We start from the raw sequence: 21,484 nt of genomic DNA on the forward strand, positions 1-21,484 counted from the left end.
GGTAACAGTATAATGCTAAAGGGGAGATGATGAAATGGCTAAGTATACAATTGTAGACAAAGAAACATGCATTGCATGTGGAGCATGCGGTGCAGCAGCTCCTGATATTTATGACTATGATGATGAGGGAATAGCTTTTGTTCTATTAGATAATAACCAGGGAATAAAAGAAGTTCCAGAAGATTTAGTTGAGGAGATGGAAGATGCCAATGAAGGGTGTCCAACTGAATCTATTAAAATTGGAGATGAACCTTTTGATGGAGATCCTTTGAAGTTTGAATAGGATATGTGTTTGACGAACCTGTGTAATAGCTTGGAAGAAAAAGGAGGAGCTCTCTGGATAAAAAGAGCTCCTCTTTTTAATAGACAAAATTCGCATTATTAAAGGAGTATAAGAAGAAAACATCGAATCAATTTTAGAGATGAAAAAGCTTTTTTTTGAAATAGTTCCATTATTTCAAAAAAAATAAACATTTGTTGCATATAAAAGAATAGCATTGTTGTTTTGCTATGAAGGGAATATTACAATTTAAACAACACAAGTACTTATAACATAAGTCAACTTTAAAAAAGGGGGGGAATATATTTTTTTGTAAGCGGTTAAATTTTGGGGTACTAATAGAATTTTGAAAAAGAATATTGGGGGTAGATTTTTATGAAAAGGTTTACAAAGAAATTCTCATTCATTAGTTTCCTAGTCCTTTCCTTGTTTTTGATTACAGCTTGTGGTAGTGAAGAAAGTGCCACTGAACCTGAGGAAAACACGGGCAATGGTGCAGAAGAACCTGCAGAAGCCGAAGCTCCAGCTCCAGCGGCTGATGGAATTACTTTTAGTATGGGACATATGAACTCTACCGAACACGTCCAAGACTCAATGGCAATGAGACCATTTGCAGAAGAAGTTGCCGAAGCTACTGAAGGACGAATCAATTTTCAACTTTATCCTGGTGGAGCATTAGGTTCTCCTGCAGAAACATATGATAATATTGTAACCGGTATCATGGATTCGGGTTGGGGACTTCAAGGTTATAATGCAGGTGTTTTTGAAGTTCATTCAGTAATGCTTTTGCCATTTTTAGCTGATGGCAACGGAGAAAAGTTAAGTGTGATTACCCAAAAATTATATGATACATTTCCTGAAATTCAAGCTGAATACGACAATGTAAAATTACTTTGGGCACATGCAGCAGATCCATATGCAATCATTACGGCTGGAAAGCAAGTAACTAGTTTAGAAGATTTACGTGGATTACGATTAAGAACTCCTTCAGTTGAAGGTGGAAAGATGATTGAATCATGGGGAGCAACTCCTGTTTCCATGCCGGCTCCAGAAATTTATGACTCTATGCAACGTGGCGTAATCGATGGAGGAATTCTTCCGGTAGCAGCTTTAGCTGATTTCAATTTATTTGATGTTGTTGATTATGTAACCGTTGGAAATTTTAGTACGGGTTTATTCTATACAATGATGAATAAAAATAGCTGGGACCGTATCTCTGCTGACGACCAAGCAATTATTGAAGAGATGATTGGGGAACCAATGGCTCGTACTGCTGGAGCTGCATTTGATTATCAAGAAGAGCAAGCAAGAAATAAAGCAGAGGAAGAAGGAATAGAGTTTTTCGAGTTGGATGAGGCAGAACTTGCAAGATTCCAAGAAGCTGCTGAAGTTGTTACCGAAGAATGGCTTGCAAACATGGAGTCAAAAGGAATTGACGGTCAAGCTATTCTTGATGAGGCATTACGTTTAATGGAAGAAAATTAAAGAGTAAGTTATTCTGCAGAGGTGATTTTATGAGCTCGAACGCAAACGAAGTTCAAAAGGAAAGGTTGGGATCTGAGGATCCCAACCAATCCTCTATAGAACAGATTAGTAAGTTTGAGAAATTTGTTGATTCTCTTAATAACGCTACACATCGGGTTTCGATGCTCGTCCTCTTTTTAATGATGTTTTTAACTACGGGCGACGTTATTGGAAGATACTTTTTTTACAAACCAATAACAGGCACGTATGAATTAACAGGGTTAGCAATGGTCATTGTTATTTTCTTAAGCTTGGGGAGAACGCAATTAAAGAAAGAACATATTTCGATTGATTTTGTTACAAGCAAATTACCAACGAAAATTCGTGAATCCATTAATGTATTGACATCATGTATTATGCTTGCTCTACTAGGCACGACCTCCTGGCAACTTTTTGCCTATGCCCAGCGATTCGGAGCACAAACAAGTGGTGATTTAGGAATTCCAATGAAATATTTCGCCATATTAGCGGCTATTGGAGTTTTGTTTTATGCATTAACAATTCTGCTAAGTATCATTCAATCTATTAGTAAGGTGGTGAAAAAGAATGAGTCCTGAAATGATTGGTATGTTAGGGATAGCTTTATTATTGGTTCTTATTCTTTTGAACGTATCCGTAGGGCTTTCACTATTTTTAGTAGGGTTCCTAGGGGTTTCATTGCTAACAGATTGGAGTGTTGGGTTAGCACAGTTAGGAACAGCTGCATTTGGTACAGCAAATGCTTATAGTTTATCAGTGATTCCATTGTTTATTTTAATGGGAATGTTTATGTCTAATACAGGGTTAGGCCAAGACTTGTTTAAGGCTGTAGATAAATGGCTTGGCCACACTAGAGGCGGTCTTGCCATCGCAACCATTGGAGCGAGTTCGATCTTTGCTGCCATTTCTGGATCGACGAATGCAACTACTGCGACGATGGCGAGAATTGCTATTCCTGAAATGAATAAATATAAATATCAATCATCGATGTCAACAGCGGCTGTTGCGGCTGGGGGAACACTCGGTATCTTAATTCCACCTAGTGTCATTTTGATCCTTTATGGAGCTCTTACACAAGTTCCAATTGGCCCGCTGTTAATTGCTGGTATTGTTCCTGGTCTTTTATTAGCTTTAATCTATATGATTACCATTAACATTCAAGTTAGACTGAAACCTGAACTTGCACCTAGGTCCTTAGAGACCTCAACTTTTAAAGAAAAAATGAGATCGTTAACGACGGTTTGGCCATTCTTAATCATCTTTCTAGTCAGTATAGGTGGAATCTATTTTGGTGTGTTTACGCCTACAGAAGCTGGTGGAATTGGTGCAATAGGAGCTTTCTTGGTGACATTATTTACGAAGAAGTTAACATGGGAAAAGTTAAAGTCTTCTTTAGATGATACGATCCGACTTTCTGTTATGATATTCTTAATATTAATTGGTGCAAGTATTTTTGGAAGGTTTTTAGCTTTAAGTCAAATTCCAATGAAGCTTACGCAATTGGTAGGTTCGGCGGATGTTTCTCCATACGTCATATTGTTGTTAATTCTTTTAGTCTATTTAGTATTAGGGATGTTTATGGAAGGGATTGCCATCATGGTATTGACATTACCAATTGTGTACCCGATGATTACTCAACTAGGCTTTGATGGGTTATGGTTTGGTATTATTATGGTAATGGTTTTAAATATTGGTGTATTAACACCTCCACTTGGATTAAGTGTATATATTATTAGTGGTGTTGTAAAAGATGTACCAATCACAAAGATATTTAGAGGGGTAACCCCGATGGTCCTTGTTATGGTATTCTTTACCATTTTGCTTATTATCTTCCCTGAAATTGTCACTTTCTTGCCAGAAATATCACGAACCTGACGAACCGATGAAATCAGCTTTCTACCGACCTAACTGAAATTAGGGAAATGGGTAGGAAGTTTTTTTCATTGAAATGCAACTTGTAAGGTGTTTAAATAAAAGCAACAATGTAAAAGAAACTGGGGTAAAACATGAGAGAACTTAATTTAGAGCCGATTCAATCTGTAGAACGTGCGATTCATATATTAAATTGTTTTCGTTACGAAAAACCAGAGTTATCTATAGAAGAAATTATGAATAAAACAAAGCTAGCAAAAACAACGACGTACAGGTTGCTCTGGACATTGGAACGTAATTATCTAATTCAATATAACCAAGTGACTAATCGGTACCGACTTGGAACAGGGTTCCTTGAATATAGTGGAATCGTCTATGAACACTTGGATATAAAAAGAGAGTCTGAACCTTATTTGCAAAAATTATATGAAGAAACAGGGCATTCAGTTATTTTAGCACAACCTCAATCCGAAACGATTCAATATTTAGTTCGGTATGATAGTGAAGATGGCTTGCAGCCAAATAACTATGTAGGAAGAAAACGAATTCTCCATAATGGAGCATTTGGAATTGTACTATTGGCACAGATGGATCTTACATTTGTAGAAGCTCTTCTTGAGGACTATCCACTAGAAGAAAGGACGCCGAAAACCATAACCGATCAGACTTTATTTATTGAACGCCTTGCTGAAATAAAGGAAAATGGATATTTTGTTGATGTTGACGAAACATTTGTGGGATACACAGCTATCTCAGCTCCTATCTTTAATGATCGAAATCAAGTGATTGCTTCTGTCGGGATTTCTGGACCAAGTTTTAAAATAGAAGGGGAAAGAAGGAAACAATTAATAGATCAAGTGAAAAATACAGGGATAGAGATTTCATTACAAATGGGGCAAAAGGTAATGTGAAAAAAAATAGAACGGAAAGGATTGTCTGCAGTGGCCAATTTGGCTAAATGAGGCAATCCTTTTTTAATTGAAAAGAAAAATGTATAGAAAATTCAATAAATATTGACAGCGAAGTAAGTAATCGGTATATTTGAACTATAGTTCATTATAAAAATCATTAATTCACTATGTGAATTTGAAAGCGCTTCATTTGATCTTTCTAAGGAGGATGTTTCGATGATTAAAAGAGAATTAGATGAGAAACTTATTCAGCAGTTAAAAGAAAAAATGGATGAAGGTTTGTTACCACAATGGGTTATAACAGATCCTGATATTTATGAACTTGAAAAAGAAAAGATTTTTGCGAAATCTTGGCAATTCCTTGCGCATGAAACAGAGTTGAAGGAAGCCGGAAGCTACGTAACTAGATGGATGGTTAATGACCCGATTTTATTAGTGAAAAATAGAAAAGAAGAAATCAAAGCATATCTAAATTCCTGTACGCATCGAGGAACTCAATTATGCACGGCCGATCGCGGAAATAAGAAAACGTTTACATGTCCGTACCATGGATGGAGTTACAATTTAGATGGTGATTTAGTTGGAATTGTTGCTGGCAATAAAGTGTATGGCGAGGAAATGTGCAAGAAAGAATGGGGATTGCGAGAGGTTCCAAGAGTTGAAAGTTACCGAGGAATGATTTTTGGGTGTTTGGATCCTGAAGCAGAATCGTTAGAAGATTATTTAGGTGAAATGAAATGGTATTTTGATATGATGCTTGGCCGTGGAGATGGCGGGATGGAAGTCATTGGGTTGCCTCAACGTTGGGTAGCAAAAGCAAATTGGAAATCAACAGCTGAAAATTTTGCTGCTGACCCATATCATGTTCAAACAACACACCGCTCTACTGTCGAAATGGGTATAAGCCTGAAGATCCGCTTTATGCTGGGTATGGACACCAAGTTGTTATGAAAAATGCGCATGGGATTAATGTTATTACATCTAAAACAGGTCGCTCGCGTGCTGAGTACCAAGGAATGCCTAAAGAAATGTGGCCAATGTTCGAACGAAATTTAACACCTGAACAAGCAGACATCTTAGAAAGAGTTACAGTGTTTGTTGGTGGTGTTTACCCGAACTTATCATTCGTAAGCCCCATTCACGGTACTGAGGGACATTTACACAATTATCTTAACTTCAGAGTTTGGAGACCACTAGGGCCTGATAAAGTAGAAGTTTGGTGCTGGTTCATGATTGATAAAGCTGCACCTGAAGAGTACAAGGCAGATGCATATAGAGGCTATCTTGGTTCGTTTGGCCCTACTGGAACACTAGAGCAGGATGATACGGAAACTTGGGCACGAATTGTGGAAGTAAGTGGTGCGACTATGATGAGAGATAAAGAATTAAACTATAACAATCTAAGTAACTATTTAATGGGATTCAGTCATGTAAAACAGGATGAATCTTTTCCTGGTCCAGGGACTGCTTACCCGACAACGTACTGTGATGCATTGGCAAGAAGAATGCATGAGCACTGGTTAGATCTACTTACTGCAGAGGCTTCTGTAAAGGAGGAAACAAAATGAGTAATGAAGTAAAAGCTCAAGTTTCACTGGAAGTAAAAGATCAAATTACGAATTTACTTTATCAAGAAGCATATTATTTAGACAACCGGATGTATAAAGAATGGCTAGATTTGTTAACGGATGACTTAGATTACAAAATGCCATTACGCGAAACAGTAGAGGGAGTAAACATCGATAATATCTCTAAGGATTCTGCCTTCTATGAAGAAACGAAAGCCTCTTTAAGAACACGTGTAAATCGCTTATATACAAAGTCAGCATGGGTTGAGAACCCGGCCACAAGACAACGTCACTTCATTTCAAATGTCGTTGTAGAACCAGGAGATAACCAGGATGAATGCAAAGTAAGAAGTTACTTTCTTTACAAACGTAGTAGAGGATCAACAACCGATTTAGAAGAGATGTTTGGTCAACGAAATGATGTGGTCAAGAAGGTAGATGGTGAATGGAAAGTATGTTCACGAACTATTATTCCAGACCAGGCTGTTATTACAACGATGAATATGAGTATGTTTTTATAAGTATACAAAAAGAAATTTATTTAGTGTTGCATCTATCAGAACATCGCTCTATCCTAAAAAATGGCATCAGGTTAAACTGTATGTAAGCGTTTGCTACATTTATAAGAGGAGTGGCTTAGATGCAAAATTACGAACTACTAAATAAGAGTTTTATTAATGGTCAATGGGTTGAAGGAAATAGTGAACGTTCATATGATATTACAAATCCATATGACCATTCACTCATTACGTCTATTAAATTAGCAACATCAGAACAACTTACTGAAACATTCGAAGTCGCAAAAGCTGCTCAAAAAGTCTGGGCAAAAAGTACCGCTGAACAGCGTAGAAATGTGTTGCATAAAGCTGCAGAATATTTAAAAGAAAATAGAGAAGAAATTGTAAGCGTTATCGGACGTGAAACAGGTGGAAGTGTTTTAAAAGCAAATGTGGAATTGCACTTAACACTTGAGTTTCTAGAAGAGGCGATTAAATACGCTGACGAGGTGAATCAAGTACGTGAAGTACCGGGTCATGTAGAAGGCAAACTAAATCACATTCACCGTGTGCCATTAGGGGTTATCGCTTCCATTTCGCCATTTAACTTCCCTATGAATCTATCGATGAGAACGATCGCTCCGGCTATTGCGCTAGGAAACAGTGTCGTTCATAAGCCGGATATTCAAGTAGGACTAAGTGGAGGAGCGATTATCGCCAAAGCATTCGAGGAAGCCGGTCTACCAAGTGGAGTCCTAAATGTTATCCAAACAGATGTTGACGAAATCGGCGATGAGATGTTAGAAAATCCAAACTATCAACTTGTTAGTTTCACGGGTTCTACGGCTGTTGGGCGTAAAATTGGTGAAATCGCTGGTCGAAATTTAAAACGTGTTGCGCTAGAACTCGGTGGAAACAGCCCACTGATTGTTTTATCGGATGCGGATGTGGATCGTGCGGTCGATGCAGCCATATTCGGGAAGTTCATTCATCAGGGACAAATTTGTATGATCATCAACCGAATCATTGTGCACCAAGATAAGCATGATGAGTTTGTTGAAAAGTTTGCTGCAAAAGCAGCAACTCTTCCATACGGAGATACGAGTGATCCAAAAACGATTATTGGGCCACTAGTAAATGAAAGGCAGATGGAAAAAGCGTTACACTTTATTGAGCAAGCAAAACAAGAAGGTGCAACGGTTGCATTAGAAGGTCAGCGTATTGGCAATGTGTTAACGCCGTTTGTGTTTACTAATGTAGATAATTCTAGTCAACTTGCCCAAAGTGAGCTATTCGCTCCTATTGCAACCATTATTAAAGCGGAATCAGATGAACAAGCGATTGACTTTGCAAATGATACCGAGCACGGTTTAAGTTCGGCGATCTTCACAAGCGATTTAGAGCGTGGAGAAGAACTCGCATTACAGGTTGATGCAGGGATGACCCACATTAACGATCAAACGGTGAATGACGCACCACATATTCCATTTGGTGGAAACAAAGCAAGTGGGTTAGGGAGATTTGGGAATCCATGGGTTGTTGAAGAGTTTACCAATACGAAATGGGTTTCGGTTCAGACTAAATATCGTCAGTTTGCATTTTAACAGCTGAGTAGAAAGAGTGCTTGAGAATTTCAAGCACTCTTTTTTTCGTTGAGTTAAAGGGGTTGTTTCAAAGGTTAAAAGCGAAACCCTTGAAACAACCCTATTATGCCCGAAGCTTTTCCTGCTCTAATTGAAACACATAGCGATCACGTGAAGCATAAACACCAAATATCCCCATTGCCATTATCATCGTCAAAATGAAAAGAAACCCTATTGACCATGATTGAGATAAATCATAAAACAGACCGAGAAGGAGAGGGCCTGTTGCGGCAAGTAAATAACCACCCGATTGAGCCATTCCAGACAAATTAGCAGCATCATGTGCATTTTCAGAACGTAGCCCAAATAAACTAAGAGAAAGGCTAATTCCTGCACCTTGAGCAAGTCCTAAGAACACCATACAGACGATTATAAACATAATCGAACCACCGAGATAGATTCCGAGAAATCCTAAAAAATAAAGAAAGGTAATGGCGAGAACAATTATTTTTTGGTTGGACATTCGTGTTGCCAAGATAGGTACAAGTAAGGTGGCTGGTAAACCTACAAGCTGTGTTAGTGTCAATAACCATCCAGCAGTCGGTACATCAATCCCCCTACTCACTAATATCTCAGGAATCCAAGCGATGATACAATAAAATATACAAGACTGTAGCCCCATAAAAAGCGTTACTTGCCAAGCTAATTTGGATGACCAAATGTTGCTGTTTTTAGGAATAATGGCTTTGCTATTTATCTTCTGACTGAACAGCTGTGGGATCCATACAACTACAGCTAAACCTGCCAGAATGGCCCATAGGGCAAGGGAACTTTCCCATCCAAGGTTTAACCGATGAGCTAATGGAATGCTTAGTCCTGAAGCGAGAGCAGCCATTAATGCCATTGAAGTAGAATAGATCCCAGTTAGAAGACCCATTTTCTTTGGATATCTACCTTTTACAATACTTGGAAGTAGTACGTTGCAAATGGCTATTCCAAGACCAAGCATGGCCGTTCCTAAGAATAAGGTAAAGACCATTCCAGTTGAACGCAAGAGAATGCCGATTGTGAGGATAATTAGAGCAATAAAAACAGTCGTTTCATTGCCCCATCTTCTACTGATTTTTGGAGCCACTGTAGAAAAGACTCCAAAAGCAAGTAAAGGTAAAGTCGTTAGCATGCCGATAACACTATTTGAGAGATTCGTCTCTAACCGAATGGTACTGATGAGTGGACCAACCGCCGTGATAGAAGATCGTAAGTTAAAAGCGACAAGTACTAGCCCGAAAAGAAATAACAAGCTAGGGATGGTTATAATTGGACGATTTTTCATATTAACCTCTTTCTTGCTTATTCATTGGTGTTTCTAAATTGTTCTAGGGTTTGCACATACTCTTTATAAATAGAGTAATTTCTTTCCAGTCTAAAAAAGCTAGTAAACTTTCTAATAGAATATGTTAACAGTAGCATGTGCATGACTTTGATTAATAGGTGAAAATAATTACTTTTCGATCATCATTTTTTTGGAAATAGTAGTACTAGCTAATTTCACAGATTTAATTAGAGTTTCCAATTTGGGACCCTTCATTCTTACTGTGGGGCCGGCAATGCTCACAGAAGCAATCACTTGACCTTTATAAAAAATTGGAGCTGCAATGGAGGTAACACCTAGATGTAATTCTTCTTGACTAACGGCATAACCTTGTTTTTGAATGATGGATAATCTCTCACGAAATTTTACTTCTGAAACAATTGTTTCAGAAGTATATGATGGTAAACCAGCATCAATCACTTGCTGAATTATTTCATCTCGTTGATAAGCTAAAATCACTTGACCTGTACTTGTGCAATGAATGGGGTTTTGTTTTCCGGCGTGTGAAAGCAAGTGAACAGGATGTTGACTGTCAACTTTGTATAAATAAATTACCTTGCTCTCTCTAATTATTGATACATGAGCGGTTTCTCCTGTTTTTTGAGTTAACTCTTCTAAAATGGGAATCGAAATTTGGCATAAGTTATATTTTGATAAAAATGTATTTCCCATTGATAAGATGCTTGAGGATGGTCGATACATTTTGGTGAGTGGTTCTTTAACGAGCATTCCTGAATAGAGCAAAGTATGAATTAAACGATGGGCTGTACTCGGAGCAACTTGTAATTTTTCTGCGATGTCACTTAGCGTTAATTCAGGTTCTTCGATTGTAAATAAGTTCAGTAGTCTTAAGGCATTTCTCATTGACGAGAAGGATTCTTTACTAATAGCAGGGTATCTCATATGTACTCCTTTCTTTACTCAACGTAACCTAATCTTTCAGAAATTTCTTTACCTGATTTTAGAATCTCATCAATATATAAAGACATACGACTCTCCGTCATTCGATTTAGTGGTCCTACAATGCTAATTGAGGCAATCACATCACCAGTAAAATCTCTGACTGGTGCGGCGATGCTGATGATCCCTTCATGTAGTTCATTGACACAAATGGAATAGCCGACGTTTCGAATCGTCTCTAAGTCTTGTAATAGTTTTTGTGGATCGACAATGCTATTAGGGCCACATTTTGTCAAGCCTTTATTCATAACGCTTTGTACGATTTCTTCGGGCATAAAGGCAAGTAATAGTTTTCCTGAACTCGTACAAGAAGCAGGGTTATTTTTTCCTATATAGGAGAGGAGTTCAATAGGATGACTACATTCAACTTTGTGAAGGTAAGTAATATTTGTATCTTCTAAAATAGCAATGTGGGCAGTTTCCTCAACCTTTTTAACTAGCGACTGTAGGGTAGGTTTCGCTTCACGATAGATTTCTAAATGAGTCGTGATCACACCACTTAAGCAAAGAACAGAGATGCCTAACTGATATTTTGAACCGCTTTTTTCTAAAAATCCCTCAAGTACTAATTCTTTCACAAGTCGGCTAACCGTGCTTTTATTTAGATTAAGGGTCTTTGAGATTTCGGTCACCCCCCAAGTCGGCTTTTCGTTTGTAAATAAGTGCAAAATAGAAAGACCATTCGTAACAGATTTTAAAACTCCTTGCATTTCCATAGTAAATTCCTCCTGAAAATCTACATACGTTTCATATGAAAGAAAAGCGATCTTTTATTCTGAACATTCTCATATTATCATTTTAAATGAGATAGGTAAGCGTTTTCAATAATTTGTTTAATGAGAGGGGATTTTTTATGAAAACACAAGTAGGTATTATCGGCGCGGGTCCAGCTGGGTTAATGCTATCACATTTATTGCATCTTGAGGGAATTGAATCCGTCGTTCTTGAAAACAGATCAAGAGACGAAATTGAAGGAACAATTCGTGCTGGTGTACTCGAGCAGATGACAGTAGACCTTTTAAATGAAACCGGTGTCGGCGAAAGAATGATGAGAGAAGGTCATATCCATCATGGAATTGAGCTTCAATACAACGGAATTCGACAACGTGTAAATATGCATGAGCTTACAGAAGGTAAAAGTGTAATGGTATACCCACAACATGAAGTGATCAAAGATTTAGTTGCTGCTCGCCTTGAGGCAAGCGGGAAAATCTACTTTAGTGTGAGTGATGTCAGTTTACACGATATTGAGACAACTTCTCCGAAAATACGATTCAAGCATGACGGAGGAGAAGAAGAGCTTGTTTGTGACTTTATAGCTGGCTGTGATGGATTCCATGGACCTAGCAGAAAAATGATTCCAGATCGCGTTGAGAATCAAAAGATTTATCCATATGGCTGGCTTGGGATTTTGGCTGAGACGCCAATTGCCAATCCAGAGTTGATTTATGCTAACCATGATCGAGGCTTTGCGTTAATTAGTCAACGTACGCCAGAAATTCAACGTCACTATATTCAAGTGGACCCTAACGACGATATTGCTAATTGGTCAGATGATCGAATCTGGACAGAATTAAAGGCAAGAGTAGAAACAGATGATTGGAAGCTACCTGATGGACCCATTATTCAAAAAAATATTGTTGCTATGCGAAGCTTTGTGTGCGAGCCGATGCAGCATGGTCGTCTATTCATAGCAGGAGATGCAGCGCATATCGTCCCGCCAACTGGAGCTAAAGGGTTAAATTTAGCGATGGGTGATGTTCAAGTATTAAGCAGAGGAATTCAAGAGCATTACCAAACAGGTCGTAATGACATGCTTGACCGTTACTCTGAAATTGCTCTTCGTCGCATTTGGAAAGCACAAAGATTCTCTTGGTGGATGACGACAATGCTTCATCGCGACTACAGCCATAGTTCATTCGAAAGAGGCATTCAAATTAGTGAGCTTGATTATGTCTGCACATCAAGAGCGGCACTTACCAGCTTATCTGAAAACTACGTTGGTTTGCCTCTGGAATGGGAGAGTGCTAGCAAGATAAAAGTTTAATTTAAAAGAGGGTTGTGCCAAACTTTTGTTTTTGGCACAACCTCTATTCATATTTTAATCTTTAAGCAAAGAGTTGGAACCGTTTGCAAAGTTCGTTGCAGGTGGCCATGCACATAGATCAAACGGGAAGTCCGATCCTGGAACAATTCGCTCTTCACCAACCGATTTCACTAGATACTCTAACGTATTTTCATTCCATAAGACCGTATCGTACCAAAAGTCTTTTAAGTACTCAGTAGGTTCTTTTTGTAAAGCATTTGAAACGAGTGGCCACATTTCATATCCTTTGTTCATACGACCAATTTGATATGGAAGGAAGCCTCCTCCATGTGCTAATAGAATTTTCACTTCTGGATATGTATCTAACATACCACTTAATAATAAATCTGTAGCTGAAATCGTTGTTTCCCAAGGGACCCCGATTAAATTCGGCATCATTCTTTGCTTTAAACGAGGGTCTTCGCATAACAAGGGATGAATAAAAATAATCGCTTTTTGTTTATTTGCTTCTTCCCAGAATGGTGTGAAGCTAGTGTCAGACAATAATGTTCCATTAAGCCCAGGTCCAATAATGGCACCCTTTAAACCTAATGCCATCGCATCACGTAAATCTCTGGCAGCAAGTTCAGGGTTGTTAAGAGATACAGTAGCTAAAGCAGAAAGATCTTCACTGTTTGATTTACTCCATTTAGCTAATGCATGATTGTAAACGCTTGCTAAATTGCTCGTAATCTCTGAAGGGAAATCATAGAGAAAGAGTTGTGGAATTGGGGAGACGATTGCATGTGTAACACCAACTTGTTTTTTTTGATCTAAATAAAGATTGGCATCAACAAATTCTTTTTTTAATTCAAAAGCCCATTTGTTATTTATTGAAAGAAATTCTTCTTTTTCTTGGCTGTTTTTGATCCAACTAGCGTTTACGGTTTGTTTGTGATCCTTTATCCAAGTTAGCACATCTTCAGGGATAAAATGAGTGTGAAAATCATGCATACGTAATCAGCTCCTTTAATTATTTACTGGTTTCGTGTTTTATTTCACTCTTAGTAGAAACAATGATGCTTGGATGTTGTTCAAACAAGAGTTAGCTTATTTTTAACAACATCATCTAGAAAGATCTATAACCTAAACGCTCCGAAATGTATTTACCTGCTTCTATCACTTTCTTTGTATGAATAGGAATCGTTCGGTCGTTTAAACGTTGCATTGGACCAACAATATTTACAGATGCGATGACTTGGCCAGTGTAATCTCTTACAGGGGCAGCTATGGAAACAACTCCTTCGAAGATTTCTTCGATACTTAAGGCGTATCCTTTGGAACGAATTTCTGCAAGAGCAGAAGTGAGCTGTTCTCGATTCGTAATGGTGTTATCTGTAAATCTCTCAAACCCTCTTGCTACAGTTCTATCGACAAAATGTTCCTCATTAAAGGCAAGAAGTATTTTACCAGAGCTCGTAGCATACGCTGGATTTCTTTTACCAATGTGTGTAAATGCACGAACGTGATGTTTGCTTTCTACTTTGTGGAGATAAATAACATCTAGTCCATCTAGAATAGCTAAATGCGAAGTTTCGCCTGTTTTTTCAACGAGTTGATGCAAGACAGGCATAGCCTCCTTATGAATTTCAAAATTCGATGTACACACGCTTGCAAGTGATAAAATGGAGAGTCCTAGGCGGTATCGCTGATTATCTGGATTTTTTTCGACAAAGCCTTCACTAGCTAATGTTGACATTAGCCGACTTACCGTACTTTTACCTAAGTCGAGATCTTTCGCTAAATCAGTAATTTTTAATTCTGATTCTTCCATAGAGAACCTACGCAAAATGCGTAACGCATTTTTTACAGAAGATAACGTGTAATCTTTCTTCTCTTTTTCCTTTTGCATGTAAAAACCTCCTTTTGTTGTTTATAGAGGAACACAGTTCTTTCATGGGAGTTGAGCTTACTATATCATAATAAGTGACAAAAATGAATAATCAAAAAATTATTTAAAAAAGTTTCTTTTTGTTGCGCATAAAAGAACTACGGTCTTTTATAAGGTACATTATTTGATTATTCTAAAGGTAAGCAAGCAATACAATTTGAACTAATTGAATGGAGGAACTTTATATGAAAACGGTTACGACAGCGACAGGGATTGATTGTAGACATTTTATTAACGGACAATATAGGGACTCTGCAAACAATAAAACGTTTATTAATACGAACCCAGCAAATGAAGAAGTACTTGGGTCTGTAGCGGAAGGTGGAAAAGAGGAAATTGATCTAGCGGTAGGTGCTGCAAAAAGAGCTTTGAACGGACGTTGGAAGACGATGCCACTAGTAGAACGGTCAAAAATTCTTCGTAAAATTGGTGATTTAATTTTAGAAAGAAAAGATGAGTTAGCACGCTTAGAGTCACTTGATACCGGTAAACCAATTTGGTTATCAAGCACAATTGATATCCCACGGGCAGCATACAATTTCCACTTCTTTGCAGATTACATGACAACAATGGGAACAGAAGCATATCAACATGATGATGTAGCAATTAACTATGCAGTGCGAAAGCCAGTTGGCGTTGTAGGCTTGATAAATCCTTGGAATCTACCAATGCTTCTTTTAACTTGGAAGCTAGCACCTTGTCTAGCGGCGGGGAATACTGCAGTCATGAAGCCGGCTGAGTGGACACCGATGACAGCAACCGTTCTTGCGGAAATTTGTAAGGAAGCTGGAGTGCCAGATGGAGTGGTAAACGTTGTTCATGGGTTTGGCCCAGATTCAGCAGGGGCTGCACTTACTGAGCATCCAGATGTAGATGCCATTACGTTTACTGGAGAAACATCAACTGGTACGGCCATTATGAAGGCTGCAGCGAATTCACTTAAAAAACTTTCATACGAATTAGGTGGGAAAAACCCGAACATTATATTTGCAGATTCTGATCTAGATGAAGTGTTAGAAACAACGATTAAATCAAGCTTTATTAATCAAGGAGAAGTTTGCTTATGCGGTTCCAGAATTTACGTTGAGCGAGCTGCTTACGATGAATTTGTTGAAAAATTTGTTGCGAAGACAAAAGAGCTTGTCGTTGGAGATCCATTTGATGAAAAAACAAAAATTGGTGCGATGATTGGAAAAGAGCATTATGAGCGAGTTCTTGGATATCTTGATTTAGCTCGTGAAGAAGGCGGAACAATTCGTACTGGTGGTGGCCGTCCAAAAGGCTTTGAGAAAGGCTATTACATTGAACCAACGATTATTACTGATTTAGATCGTAATGCGCGCTGCGTGCGTGAAGAAATTTTTGGTCCAGTTGTTACGGTTATTCCGTTTGATTTAGAAGATGAAGTGATTGCTCAAGTAAATGATTCGCATTACGGTTTAAGTGCTTCAATTTGGACGAACGACCTTCGTCGTGCTCATCGTGTTGCAAACGAAGTGGAGGCGGGTATTATCTGGGTAAATACTTGGTTCTTACGTGATTTACGCACACCTTTTGGCGGAATGAAGCAAAGTGGTATCGGTCGTGAAGGTGGAATGCATAGTTTTGAATTTTATAGTGAACTTAAAAATATTTGTATCAAGCTTTAATGAATAGAATGGTGGAGCGAAGGATGCTTGTCATTTCTAAGCTCCAACCTCTTTTTCATCTATATAAGGAGGGTCATATATGAGTACAACAGAGTCATTTGCTAGTCAGTTGTTACAAGCAGAAAAAGAACGGGTAGGTACGGTTGCTTTAACAGAACAAAACCCTGCGTTTACCGTTCAAGATGCGTATGCAGTTCAACTAGAAATTATTAAGCGAAAGCTGGAGCAAGGTCAGACAATCGTAGGGAAGAAAATTGGTCTAACTTCTATTGCTATGCAAAAGTTATTAGGCGTCGATGAGCCTGATTATGGACATCTTCTTGATGGGATGGTTGTTGAGAACGGGACAGAGCTTGCTTTTAATCAAGTGATGCAACCGAAAGTAGAAGGAGAAGTTGCGTTTGTCTTAAAAAGGGATTTAAAAGGACCCAATGTTACGGCTTTAGATGTCATTCAAGCAACTGATTATCTTTTGCCATCATTAGAAATTGTCGATAGTCGTGTGAAAGACTGGAAAATCAAGTTGCCAGATACGATTGCGGATAATGCTTCAAGCAGCCATTATGTTTTAGGTGGAAAGCCAGTAAACGTAGACCAAGTAGACCTTGCTCAGATTGGTATGGTCCTATTAAAAAATGGAGAAATCGTAAACACAGGTGTCGGAGCAGCAGTTATGGGACATCCAGCAAACTGCGTTGCGTGGCTTGCTAATAAATTAAGTGAATTTGATATTACGTTAAAAGCTGGAGAAGTGATTTTATCTGGAGCACTGTCAGCAGCTGTTGATGCTGAGCCTGGTGATGTTTTCACAGCGAAAATTGCACACTTAGGAGAAGTTTCGGTTCGCTTTTCTTCATAATAATGTTCGAAAGGAGATTCACATGGATAAAATTAAAGTTGCAATCATCGGGACAGGAAATATTGGTACAGATTTAATGTTAAAGATTGAAAGATCTTCATCTTTGAAATTAACATCTCTTATTGGAATTGATCCATATTCAGATGGAGTAAAGCGGGCAAAAGAGAGAGGGTACCAAACGTTTACAAATGGATTAGAAGAATTTTTGGAAACAAGTAGTGAGTTAGCTGATATTTTCTTTGATGCGACATCTGCTAAAGCTCATGTCCGTCATGCGAAACTGTTAAAAGAAGCAGGAAAGCAGGTTCTTGATCTTACGCCAGCAGCAAGAGGACCTTTTGTTGTACCTCCCGTTAACTTAGATTCAAATCTTGATGTACCTAATATTAACTTAATTACATGCGGCGGCCAGGCAACCATTCCAATGGTGCATGCGGTGAATCGTGTTGCTCCAGTCGAATACGCTGAAATTGTAGCAACCATTTCGAGTGAAAGTGCAGGACCTGGGACGAGAGCGAATATCGATGAATTTACGCAAACAACAAAGCGTGGAATTGAGGAAATTGGTGGAGCGAAACAAGGGAAAGCGATTATCATCTTAAATCCGGCTGAACCTCCAATTTTAATGAGAGATACGGTTTATGCTGTTGTGGAACCTGGGAAAATGGATGAGGCTGCTATTACGAAATCAATTAAGGAAATGGCTGATAGTGTTCAATCTTATGTACCTGGGTACCGTTTAAGAACAAAACCAATCTTTGACGGAAACCGTGTTACGATTTTCTTAGAAGTAGAAGGAGCAGGGGATTATCTACCTTCTTATTCTGGAAACTTAGACATTATGACCGCTGCTGCCGTTAAAGTTGCTGAAGAACTTGCGAAAAACAAATTGAATTCAGCAATTATTTAATAGGAATCTCTCAATAGAAAGGAATGGATACAGTGAGCGCAAATCGAGATATCATACTTACGGAAGTAGCTTTGCGAGATGGAAGTCATGCAATTGGTCACCAATATACAGTGGAACAAGTAACGGAAGTGGCTCGTGTTTTAAACGATGCTGGTGTACCTTACATTGAAGTAGCTCACGGTGATGGTTTAGCCGGATCGTCTGAACAATATGGTCGTTCGTTAACAGATGAAATGAAATTAATTGAAGCAGCGGTATCAGTTTGTGATCAGACGAAAGTGGCTGTTCTTTTAATCCCGGGAATTGGGACGATGAATGAACTAAAGCAAGCTGCAAGCCTTGGGGCGAAAATGGCACGTGTGGCAACACATGTAACAGAGGCTGATGTTTCACCACAACATATTAATCTAGCAAAAGAATTAGGGATGGAAACGGTTGGATTTTTGATGATGTCGCATATGGCACCCGTTAACAAACTGGTTGAGCAAGCAAAGTTGATGGAGAGCTACGGAGCGGATACTGTTTATGTTGTTGATTCTGCTGGAGCATTACTTCCACATGAAGTTCGTGAGCGTATTAAAGCCCTTCGTCAAAGCTTAACGATCAACATTGGTTTCCATGCTCATAACAATTTATCTCTTGCAATGGCCAATACACTTGTAGCGATTGAAGAAGGGGCAACAAGAATTGATGGAAGCATCCGTTGCCTTGGAGCTGGTGCAGGGAATACCCAAACAGAAGTGTTGGTTGCTGTATTAGATCGCATGGGTCTAAACAGTGGAGTGGATTTATATAAAATGATGGATTTAGCTGAAAACATCGTGGCGCCAATTTTAAAACAACCACAAGAGATTACTAGAGACAGTCTTGTTATGGGATATGCGGGAGTGTATTCAAGCTTCTTACTTCACTCTCAAAGAGCAGCAAAACAATTCAATGTTGATTCTCGTGATATTTTAATTGAATTAGGGAAGCGAAAAGTAGTCGGTGGTCAAGAAGATATGATTATCGATGTAGCATCCGAAATTGCAAATAAACAAAATAGTTTAAAAGTGTAGTGGAGGGATATGATGAGCAACATGTCGAATAAAGAGATAGCGAAATTTCTACTAGATGCTGAATTACAAAGGAAAGAAGTTATCCGGATTACATCAGATAAAGTTCCTAGCTTAACAGTAGAAGAGGCGTATGATATTCAAGAAGAGCTAGTAAAATTAAAAATTGAACAAGGACTTAATATAGTTGGCCCGAAAATGGGGTTAACAAGTCGAGCTAAAATGAAACAAATGAACGTCGAAGAGCCTATATATGGATATGTTTTTGATAACATGATAGTTCAAGATGGTGGCAAAATTTCATTATCTGACTTTATTCATCCAAAGGTAGAAGCAGAAGTAGCGTTTATCTTAGGCAAAGATATTGAAGGACCAGGTGTGTCTGGTGCACAAGTATTAGCGGCAACAGAATATGTATGTTCAGCACTTGAAATCATTGATAGCCGCTATGAAAACTTTAACTTTACTCTTCCGGATGTAGTTGCTGATAATGCGTCTACGTCTCAAGTTGTATTTGGAAACAAAGTACGCAAACCTGAAGAACTAGATCTTGAATTAATCGGTACGGTTTTATCGATCAATGGTGAAATCAAAGACCTCGGAGCTGGCGCAGCTGTATTAGGTCACCCAGCTAATTCAGTTGCCATGCTGGCAAACATGCTTCACCGCAGAGGAGAAAAGCTAAAAGCTGGTCAAATCATTTTAACAGGCGGAATTACTGGAGCTCATCACTTATCATACGGCGACTTTGTCACAGGCAAACTAGACGGCCTAGGCGAAGTAAGCTTCACGGTAGGAGAATAATAGAAAAAGGGCGAACTTCCCTTTTCTATTATTCGAAGCGTTGAGCGGAGCCGCCGTAATGTTTTAAGCCTTTTGGGTGGGTTTCCCCAAAAGGCGCACGGCGAGAGGAGCCAACGCAACCGGGATCGCGCTGTTTAAGGGAAAAAGGACGAACTTCCCTTTTCTATTATTCTAGGATAGGTAGGGACAGAGACAAAAATGAAAGCCTTAACATATTCCTATAAGGAGGGAAATCGCTATGCCGATTGTAAACGTCAACATGATGGAAGGACGACCAAAAGAAAAGATTGAGAAGGTTATTGCTGAAATAACAGAGACGATTACTTCAACTTTGGAGGTACCAAAAGAAAGTGTTCGTGTCATTGTTACAGAAATTCCAAAATCACACTGGGGAATTGCTGGGGAATCAGTAGAGAAACGCAACTCGTCTAATTAGGCTTTGGTTTCAAGTTCTGGGGAGAAATTTATTTATTATATAGGGGGAATGCAAAATGACAATTGAATTAGGTATTTTAGCGGCTCATGTTCCAAGTATTTGCCATCGTGAAAATGTTCCTGATTTTCAAAAGGACATCGTTGCAAAAATGGATGACATTTCAAAACAAATTGCAGATTTAAAACCAGATGCCGTTATTTTGATTTCTTGTCACTGGCAATCTACATTTCATCATTATGTAGATGTTTCACCTAGACACAAAGGCATATTAACAGCCTTTGAATGTCCAGATATCATTTCAGATGTTGCTTATGATTATCCTGGTGATCAAGAGCTTGGGGAGGCACTTGTAACAGCTGGAAAACGTGCTCGTTTACCAGTAATTCCTGTAAATGATCCAACCTATGTTTGGGATTATGGAACAGTTGTCCCGTTAAGGTACTTAGTTTCTAATGCAGATGTTCCTGTTGTCAATCTTTCTATTACAATGGCAGCTGGCCTAGACGAAACATATAAATGGGGGCAAACAATAAGGGAAGTTCTAAATAATAGTGATAAAAAATATGTGTTTGTTTATAGCGGAGCTTTAGCTCATAATTTAGTCCGTGGTCGTCACCATATGCCAACTATTTCGGAACAAGCACTAGATAACCAATTTATTGATTATATATTAGATCGTAAATGGGATTTAGCAAAGGAAATGCTTCCACAATACGCAAATGTTGCCGGTGTAGAAGGAGGAGGTCGCCACTTAGCGATGCTTCTTGGAACGTTGGAGAATGAGTATAAGCCTTCCTTCTTAACGTATGCTCAGTCTTCAGGAAGTGGAAACGCGATTATGACGTTTGAGCCAGAAAAATCATTACAGGGTAGTAAGTAATTTGGATAGAAAACTTTTGTGAGAAGGCATTCAGTAGAATGTCTTCTCATGTTCTTTCAAGATGTCAAATAAGAGTGTTGTTGGAGTTATAGATCAATAAAACACTTTGTCTTAACTTTCCTAAATGATCACATACCCAGCATCTTCAACTGCGTTCACAAAATCAGCTACATTAGCTTTTGTCTCGTCAAATGTTACCTGAACTGTTTTATCTTCTAGAGATGCTTTTGCATCTACTACACCAACTACTCGTTCGATAGCTGTTTCCACTTCATTTAAACAATTTCCACAACTCATTTTCTCTACTTGAAGAGAGGTCGTTTTCATATTAAGGCCCCTTTTTAAATTAGTTATGTGTGATCACTAGT

At 38.6% G+C, this 21,484-nt stretch carries 23 protein-coding genes; 17 read left to right on the top strand and 6 right to left on the bottom strand.

What is annotated here, in order from left to right; translation table 11 throughout:
• Window positions 1-34 precede the first annotated feature (34 nt).
• The 9 genes from JCM9140_RS11740 (at window position 35) to JCM9140_RS11775 (ending at window position 8,235) form a co-directional block, all read left to right on the top strand.
• On the top strand, window positions 35-283 hold the full coding sequence (locus tag JCM9140_RS11740; RefSeq protein ID WP_034746438.1) for a ferredoxin: 249 nt from the start codon (window positions 35-37) through the stop codon (window positions 281-283).
• A gap of 372 nt (window positions 284-655) precedes the next feature.
• Entirely contained in the window at window positions 656-1,765 is a 1,110-nt protein-coding gene (locus JCM9140_RS11745; RefSeq protein ID WP_034746441.1) for a TRAP transporter substrate-binding protein, read from the top strand.
• 29 nt (window positions 1,766-1,794) lie between these two features.
• Window positions 1,795-2,361: a TRAP transporter small permease gene (locus JCM9140_RS11750; RefSeq protein WP_034746444.1), complete on the top strand. Its 567-nt coding sequence runs from the start codon at window positions 1,795-1,797 to the stop codon at window positions 2,359-2,361.
• Entirely contained in the window at window positions 2,351-3,658 is a 1,308-nt protein-coding gene (locus JCM9140_RS11755; protein ID WP_034746447.1) for a TRAP transporter large permease, read from the top strand. The genes JCM9140_RS11750 and JCM9140_RS11755 overlap by 11 nt, the downstream gene beginning before the upstream one ends.
• Window positions 3,659-3,789: 131 nt before the next feature.
• Window positions 3,790-4,566: an IclR family transcriptional regulator gene (locus tag JCM9140_RS11760; protein WP_034746450.1), complete on the top strand. Its 777-nt coding sequence runs from the start codon at window positions 3,790-3,792 to the stop codon at window positions 4,564-4,566.
• A gap of 216 nt (window positions 4,567-4,782) precedes the next feature.
• Window positions 4,783-5,517 carry an aromatic ring-hydroxylating oxygenase subunit alpha gene (locus JCM9140_RS25405; RefSeq protein WP_439644292.1) on the top strand — a complete coding sequence of 245 codons (735 nt, stop codon included), beginning with the start codon at window positions 4,783-4,785 and terminating at the stop codon, window positions 5,515-5,517.
• The gene (locus tag JCM9140_RS25410) at window positions 5,424-6,134 is read left to right on the top strand and encodes an SRPBCC family protein (protein WP_439644293.1); all 711 of its coding nucleotides are present in this window, start codon (window positions 5,424-5,426) and stop codon (window positions 6,132-6,134) included. Before JCM9140_RS25405 ends, JCM9140_RS25410 begins: the two co-directional genes overlap by 94 nt.
• Window positions 6,131-6,655: a 3-phenylpropionate/cinnamic acid dioxygenase subunit beta gene (locus JCM9140_RS11770; RefSeq protein ID WP_034746453.1), complete on the top strand. Its 525-nt coding sequence runs from the start codon at window positions 6,131-6,133 to the stop codon at window positions 6,653-6,655. The genes JCM9140_RS25410 and JCM9140_RS11770 overlap by 4 nt, the downstream gene beginning before the upstream one ends.
• 119 nt (window positions 6,656-6,774) lie before the next feature.
• The gene (locus tag JCM9140_RS11775; protein ID WP_034746456.1) at window positions 6,775-8,235 is read left to right on the top strand and encodes an aldehyde dehydrogenase family protein; all 1,461 of its coding nucleotides are present in this window, start codon (window positions 6,775-6,777) and stop codon (window positions 8,233-8,235) included.
• 103 nt (window positions 8,236-8,338) lie between these two features.
• Here JCM9140_RS11775 and JCM9140_RS11780 read toward each other — a convergent pair whose 3' ends face one another.
• The 3 genes from JCM9140_RS11780 to JCM9140_RS11790 all read right to left on the bottom strand — a co-directional run bounded on the left by JCM9140_RS11780 (window position 8,339) and on the right by JCM9140_RS11790 (window position 11,262).
• A complete protein-coding gene (locus JCM9140_RS11780; RefSeq protein WP_034746460.1) occupies window positions 8,339-9,547 on the bottom strand; it encodes a CynX/NimT family MFS transporter in 1,209 nt (402 codons plus the stop codon).
• A 168-nt stretch (window positions 9,548-9,715) separates the two neighbouring features.
• Complete coding sequence (locus tag JCM9140_RS11785) at window positions 9,716-10,489, bottom strand: IclR family transcriptional regulator (RefSeq protein ID WP_034746463.1); 774 nt, start codon at window positions 10,487-10,489, stop codon at window positions 9,716-9,718.
• 14 nt (window positions 10,490-10,503) lie between these two features.
• Window positions 10,504-11,262, bottom strand: coding sequence for an IclR family transcriptional regulator (locus tag JCM9140_RS11790; RefSeq protein WP_034746465.1), 759 nt, complete (start codon window positions 11,260-11,262; stop codon window positions 10,504-10,506).
• 137 nt (window positions 11,263-11,399) lie between these two features.
• On the opposite strand from JCM9140_RS11790, the gene pobA reads away from it, so the two are divergent.
• Window positions 11,400-12,593 carry a 4-hydroxybenzoate 3-monooxygenase gene (gene pobA / locus JCM9140_RS11795; RefSeq protein WP_034746467.1) on the top strand — a complete coding sequence of 398 codons (1,194 nt, stop codon included), beginning with the start codon at window positions 11,400-11,402 and terminating at the stop codon, window positions 12,591-12,593.
• A 54-nt stretch (window positions 12,594-12,647) separates the two neighbouring features.
• On the opposite strand, the gene JCM9140_RS11800 is transcribed toward pobA, so the two are convergent.
• Together JCM9140_RS11800 and JCM9140_RS11805 are read right to left on the bottom strand one after the other, a co-directional pair.
• The gene (locus JCM9140_RS11800; protein WP_034746470.1) at window positions 12,648-13,586 is read right to left on the bottom strand and encodes an amidohydrolase family protein; all 939 of its coding nucleotides are present in this window, start codon (window positions 13,584-13,586) and stop codon (window positions 12,648-12,650) included.
• Window positions 13,587-13,701: 115 nt separating this feature from the next.
• Window positions 13,702-14,484, bottom strand: coding sequence for an IclR family transcriptional regulator (locus JCM9140_RS11805; protein ID WP_034746473.1), 783 nt, complete (start codon window positions 14,482-14,484; stop codon window positions 13,702-13,704).
• A gap of 224 nt (window positions 14,485-14,708) precedes the next feature.
• Between JCM9140_RS11805 and JCM9140_RS11810 the strand changes: the two genes are divergently transcribed.
• The 7 genes from JCM9140_RS11810 to JCM9140_RS11840 all read left to right on the top strand — a co-directional run bounded on the left by JCM9140_RS11810 (window position 14,709) and on the right by JCM9140_RS11840 (window position 21,116).
• The gene (locus tag JCM9140_RS11810; RefSeq protein ID WP_034746476.1) at window positions 14,709-16,172 is read left to right on the top strand and encodes an aldehyde dehydrogenase; all 1,464 of its coding nucleotides are present in this window, start codon (window positions 14,709-14,711) and stop codon (window positions 16,170-16,172) included.
• 79 nt (window positions 16,173-16,251) lie between these two features.
• On the top strand, window positions 16,252-17,031 hold the full coding sequence (locus JCM9140_RS11815) for a 2-keto-4-pentenoate hydratase (protein WP_034746484.1): 780 nt from the start codon (window positions 16,252-16,254) through the stop codon (window positions 17,029-17,031).
• A gap of 22 nt (window positions 17,032-17,053) precedes the next feature.
• Window positions 17,054-17,941 (top strand): acetaldehyde dehydrogenase (acetylating), encoded by an 888-nt coding sequence (locus JCM9140_RS11820; RefSeq protein WP_034746487.1) that lies wholly within the window; start codon window positions 17,054-17,056, stop codon window positions 17,939-17,941.
• A gap of 32 nt (window positions 17,942-17,973) precedes the next feature.
• Window positions 17,974-18,999 (top strand): 4-hydroxy-2-oxovalerate aldolase, encoded by a 1,026-nt coding sequence (gene dmpG / locus JCM9140_RS11825; RefSeq protein ID WP_034746490.1) that lies wholly within the window; start codon window positions 17,974-17,976, stop codon window positions 18,997-18,999.
• Window positions 19,000-19,011: 12 nt separating this feature from the next.
• Window positions 19,012-19,800: a 2-keto-4-pentenoate hydratase gene (locus JCM9140_RS11830; RefSeq protein WP_034746494.1), complete on the top strand. Its 789-nt coding sequence runs from the start codon at window positions 19,012-19,014 to the stop codon at window positions 19,798-19,800.
• A 220-nt stretch (window positions 19,801-20,020) separates the two neighbouring features.
• The gene (locus JCM9140_RS11835; RefSeq protein WP_439644294.1) at window positions 20,021-20,236 is read left to right on the top strand and encodes a 4-oxalocrotonate tautomerase; all 216 of its coding nucleotides are present in this window, start codon (window positions 20,021-20,023) and stop codon (window positions 20,234-20,236) included.
• A 55-nt stretch (window positions 20,237-20,291) separates the two neighbouring features.
• On the top strand, window positions 20,292-21,116 hold the full coding sequence (locus JCM9140_RS11840) for a DODA-type extradiol aromatic ring-opening family dioxygenase (RefSeq protein ID WP_034746500.1): 825 nt from the start codon (window positions 20,292-20,294) through the stop codon (window positions 21,114-21,116).
• Between the two features lie 120 nt (window positions 21,117-21,236).
• On the opposite strand, the gene JCM9140_RS11845 is transcribed toward JCM9140_RS11840, so the two are convergent.
• A complete protein-coding gene (locus JCM9140_RS11845) occupies window positions 21,237-21,443 on the bottom strand; it encodes a heavy-metal-associated domain-containing protein (RefSeq protein ID WP_034746503.1) in 207 nt (68 codons plus the stop codon).
• Between the last annotated feature and the right edge of the window lie 41 nt (window positions 21,444-21,484).

The sequence above is a fragment of the Halalkalibacter wakoensis JCM 9140 genome (assembly GCF_000513095.1).
Classification (GTDB): Bacteria; Bacillota; Bacilli; order Bacillales; family Bacillaceae_D; genus Halalkalibacter; species Halalkalibacter wakoensis.

What these genes read in the sequence shown, in the direction of transcription:
- JCM9140_RS11740 (WP_034746438.1), top strand. Translation starts at nt 35, where the DNA reads ATGGCTAAGTATACAATTGTAGACAAAGAAACATGCATTGCATGTGGA.
- JCM9140_RS11745 (WP_034746441.1), top strand. Translation starts at nt 656, where the DNA reads ATGAAAAGGTTTACAAAGAAATTCTCATTCATTAGTTTCCTAGTCCTT.
- JCM9140_RS11750 (WP_034746444.1), top strand. Translation starts at nt 1,795, where the DNA reads ATGAGCTCGAACGCAAACGAAGTTCAAAAGGAAAGGTTGGGATCTGAG.
- JCM9140_RS11755 (WP_034746447.1), top strand. Translation starts at nt 2,351, where the DNA reads ATGAGTCCTGAAATGATTGGTATGTTAGGGATAGCTTTATTATTGGTT.
- JCM9140_RS11760 (WP_034746450.1), top strand. Translation starts at nt 3,790, where the DNA reads ATGAGAGAACTTAATTTAGAGCCGATTCAATCTGTAGAACGTGCGATT.
- JCM9140_RS25405 (WP_439644292.1), top strand. Translation starts at nt 4,783, where the DNA reads ATGATTAAAAGAGAATTAGATGAGAAACTTATTCAGCAGTTAAAAGAA.
- JCM9140_RS11770 (WP_034746453.1), top strand. Translation starts at nt 6,131, where the DNA reads ATGAGTAATGAAGTAAAAGCTCAAGTTTCACTGGAAGTAAAAGATCAA.
- JCM9140_RS11775 (WP_034746456.1), top strand. Translation starts at nt 6,775, where the DNA reads ATGCAAAATTACGAACTACTAAATAAGAGTTTTATTAATGGTCAATGG.
- JCM9140_RS11780 (WP_034746460.1), bottom strand. Translation starts at nt 9,547, where the DNA reads ATGAAAAATCGTCCAATTATAACCATCCCTAGCTTGTTATTTCTTTTC.
- JCM9140_RS11785 (WP_034746463.1), bottom strand. Translation starts at nt 10,489, where the DNA reads ATGAGATACCCTGCTATTAGTAAAGAATCCTTCTCGTCAATGAGAAAT.
- JCM9140_RS11790 (WP_034746465.1), bottom strand. Translation starts at nt 11,262, where the DNA reads ATGGAAATGCAAGGAGTTTTAAAATCTGTTACGAATGGTCTTTCTATT.
- pobA (WP_034746467.1), top strand. Translation starts at nt 11,400, where the DNA reads ATGAAAACACAAGTAGGTATTATCGGCGCGGGTCCAGCTGGGTTAATG.
- JCM9140_RS11800 (WP_034746470.1), bottom strand. Translation starts at nt 13,586, where the DNA reads ATGCATGATTTTCACACTCATTTTATCCCTGAAGATGTGCTAACTTGG.
- JCM9140_RS11805 (WP_034746473.1), bottom strand. Translation starts at nt 14,484, where the DNA reads ATGCAAAAGGAAAAAGAGAAGAAAGATTACACGTTATCTTCTGTAAAA.
- JCM9140_RS11810 (WP_034746476.1), top strand. Translation starts at nt 14,709, where the DNA reads ATGAAAACGGTTACGACAGCGACAGGGATTGATTGTAGACATTTTATT.
- JCM9140_RS11815 (WP_034746484.1), top strand. Translation starts at nt 16,252, where the DNA reads ATGAGTACAACAGAGTCATTTGCTAGTCAGTTGTTACAAGCAGAAAAA.
- JCM9140_RS11820 (WP_034746487.1), top strand. Translation starts at nt 17,054, where the DNA reads ATGGATAAAATTAAAGTTGCAATCATCGGGACAGGAAATATTGGTACA.
- JCM9140_RS11830 (WP_034746494.1), top strand. Translation starts at nt 19,012, where the DNA reads ATGAGCAACATGTCGAATAAAGAGATAGCGAAATTTCTACTAGATGCT.
- JCM9140_RS11840 (WP_034746500.1), top strand. Translation starts at nt 20,292, where the DNA reads ATGACAATTGAATTAGGTATTTTAGCGGCTCATGTTCCAAGTATTTGC.
- JCM9140_RS11845 (WP_034746503.1), bottom strand. Translation starts at nt 21,443, where the DNA reads ATGAAAACGACCTCTCTTCAAGTAGAGAAAATGAGTTGTGGAAATTGT.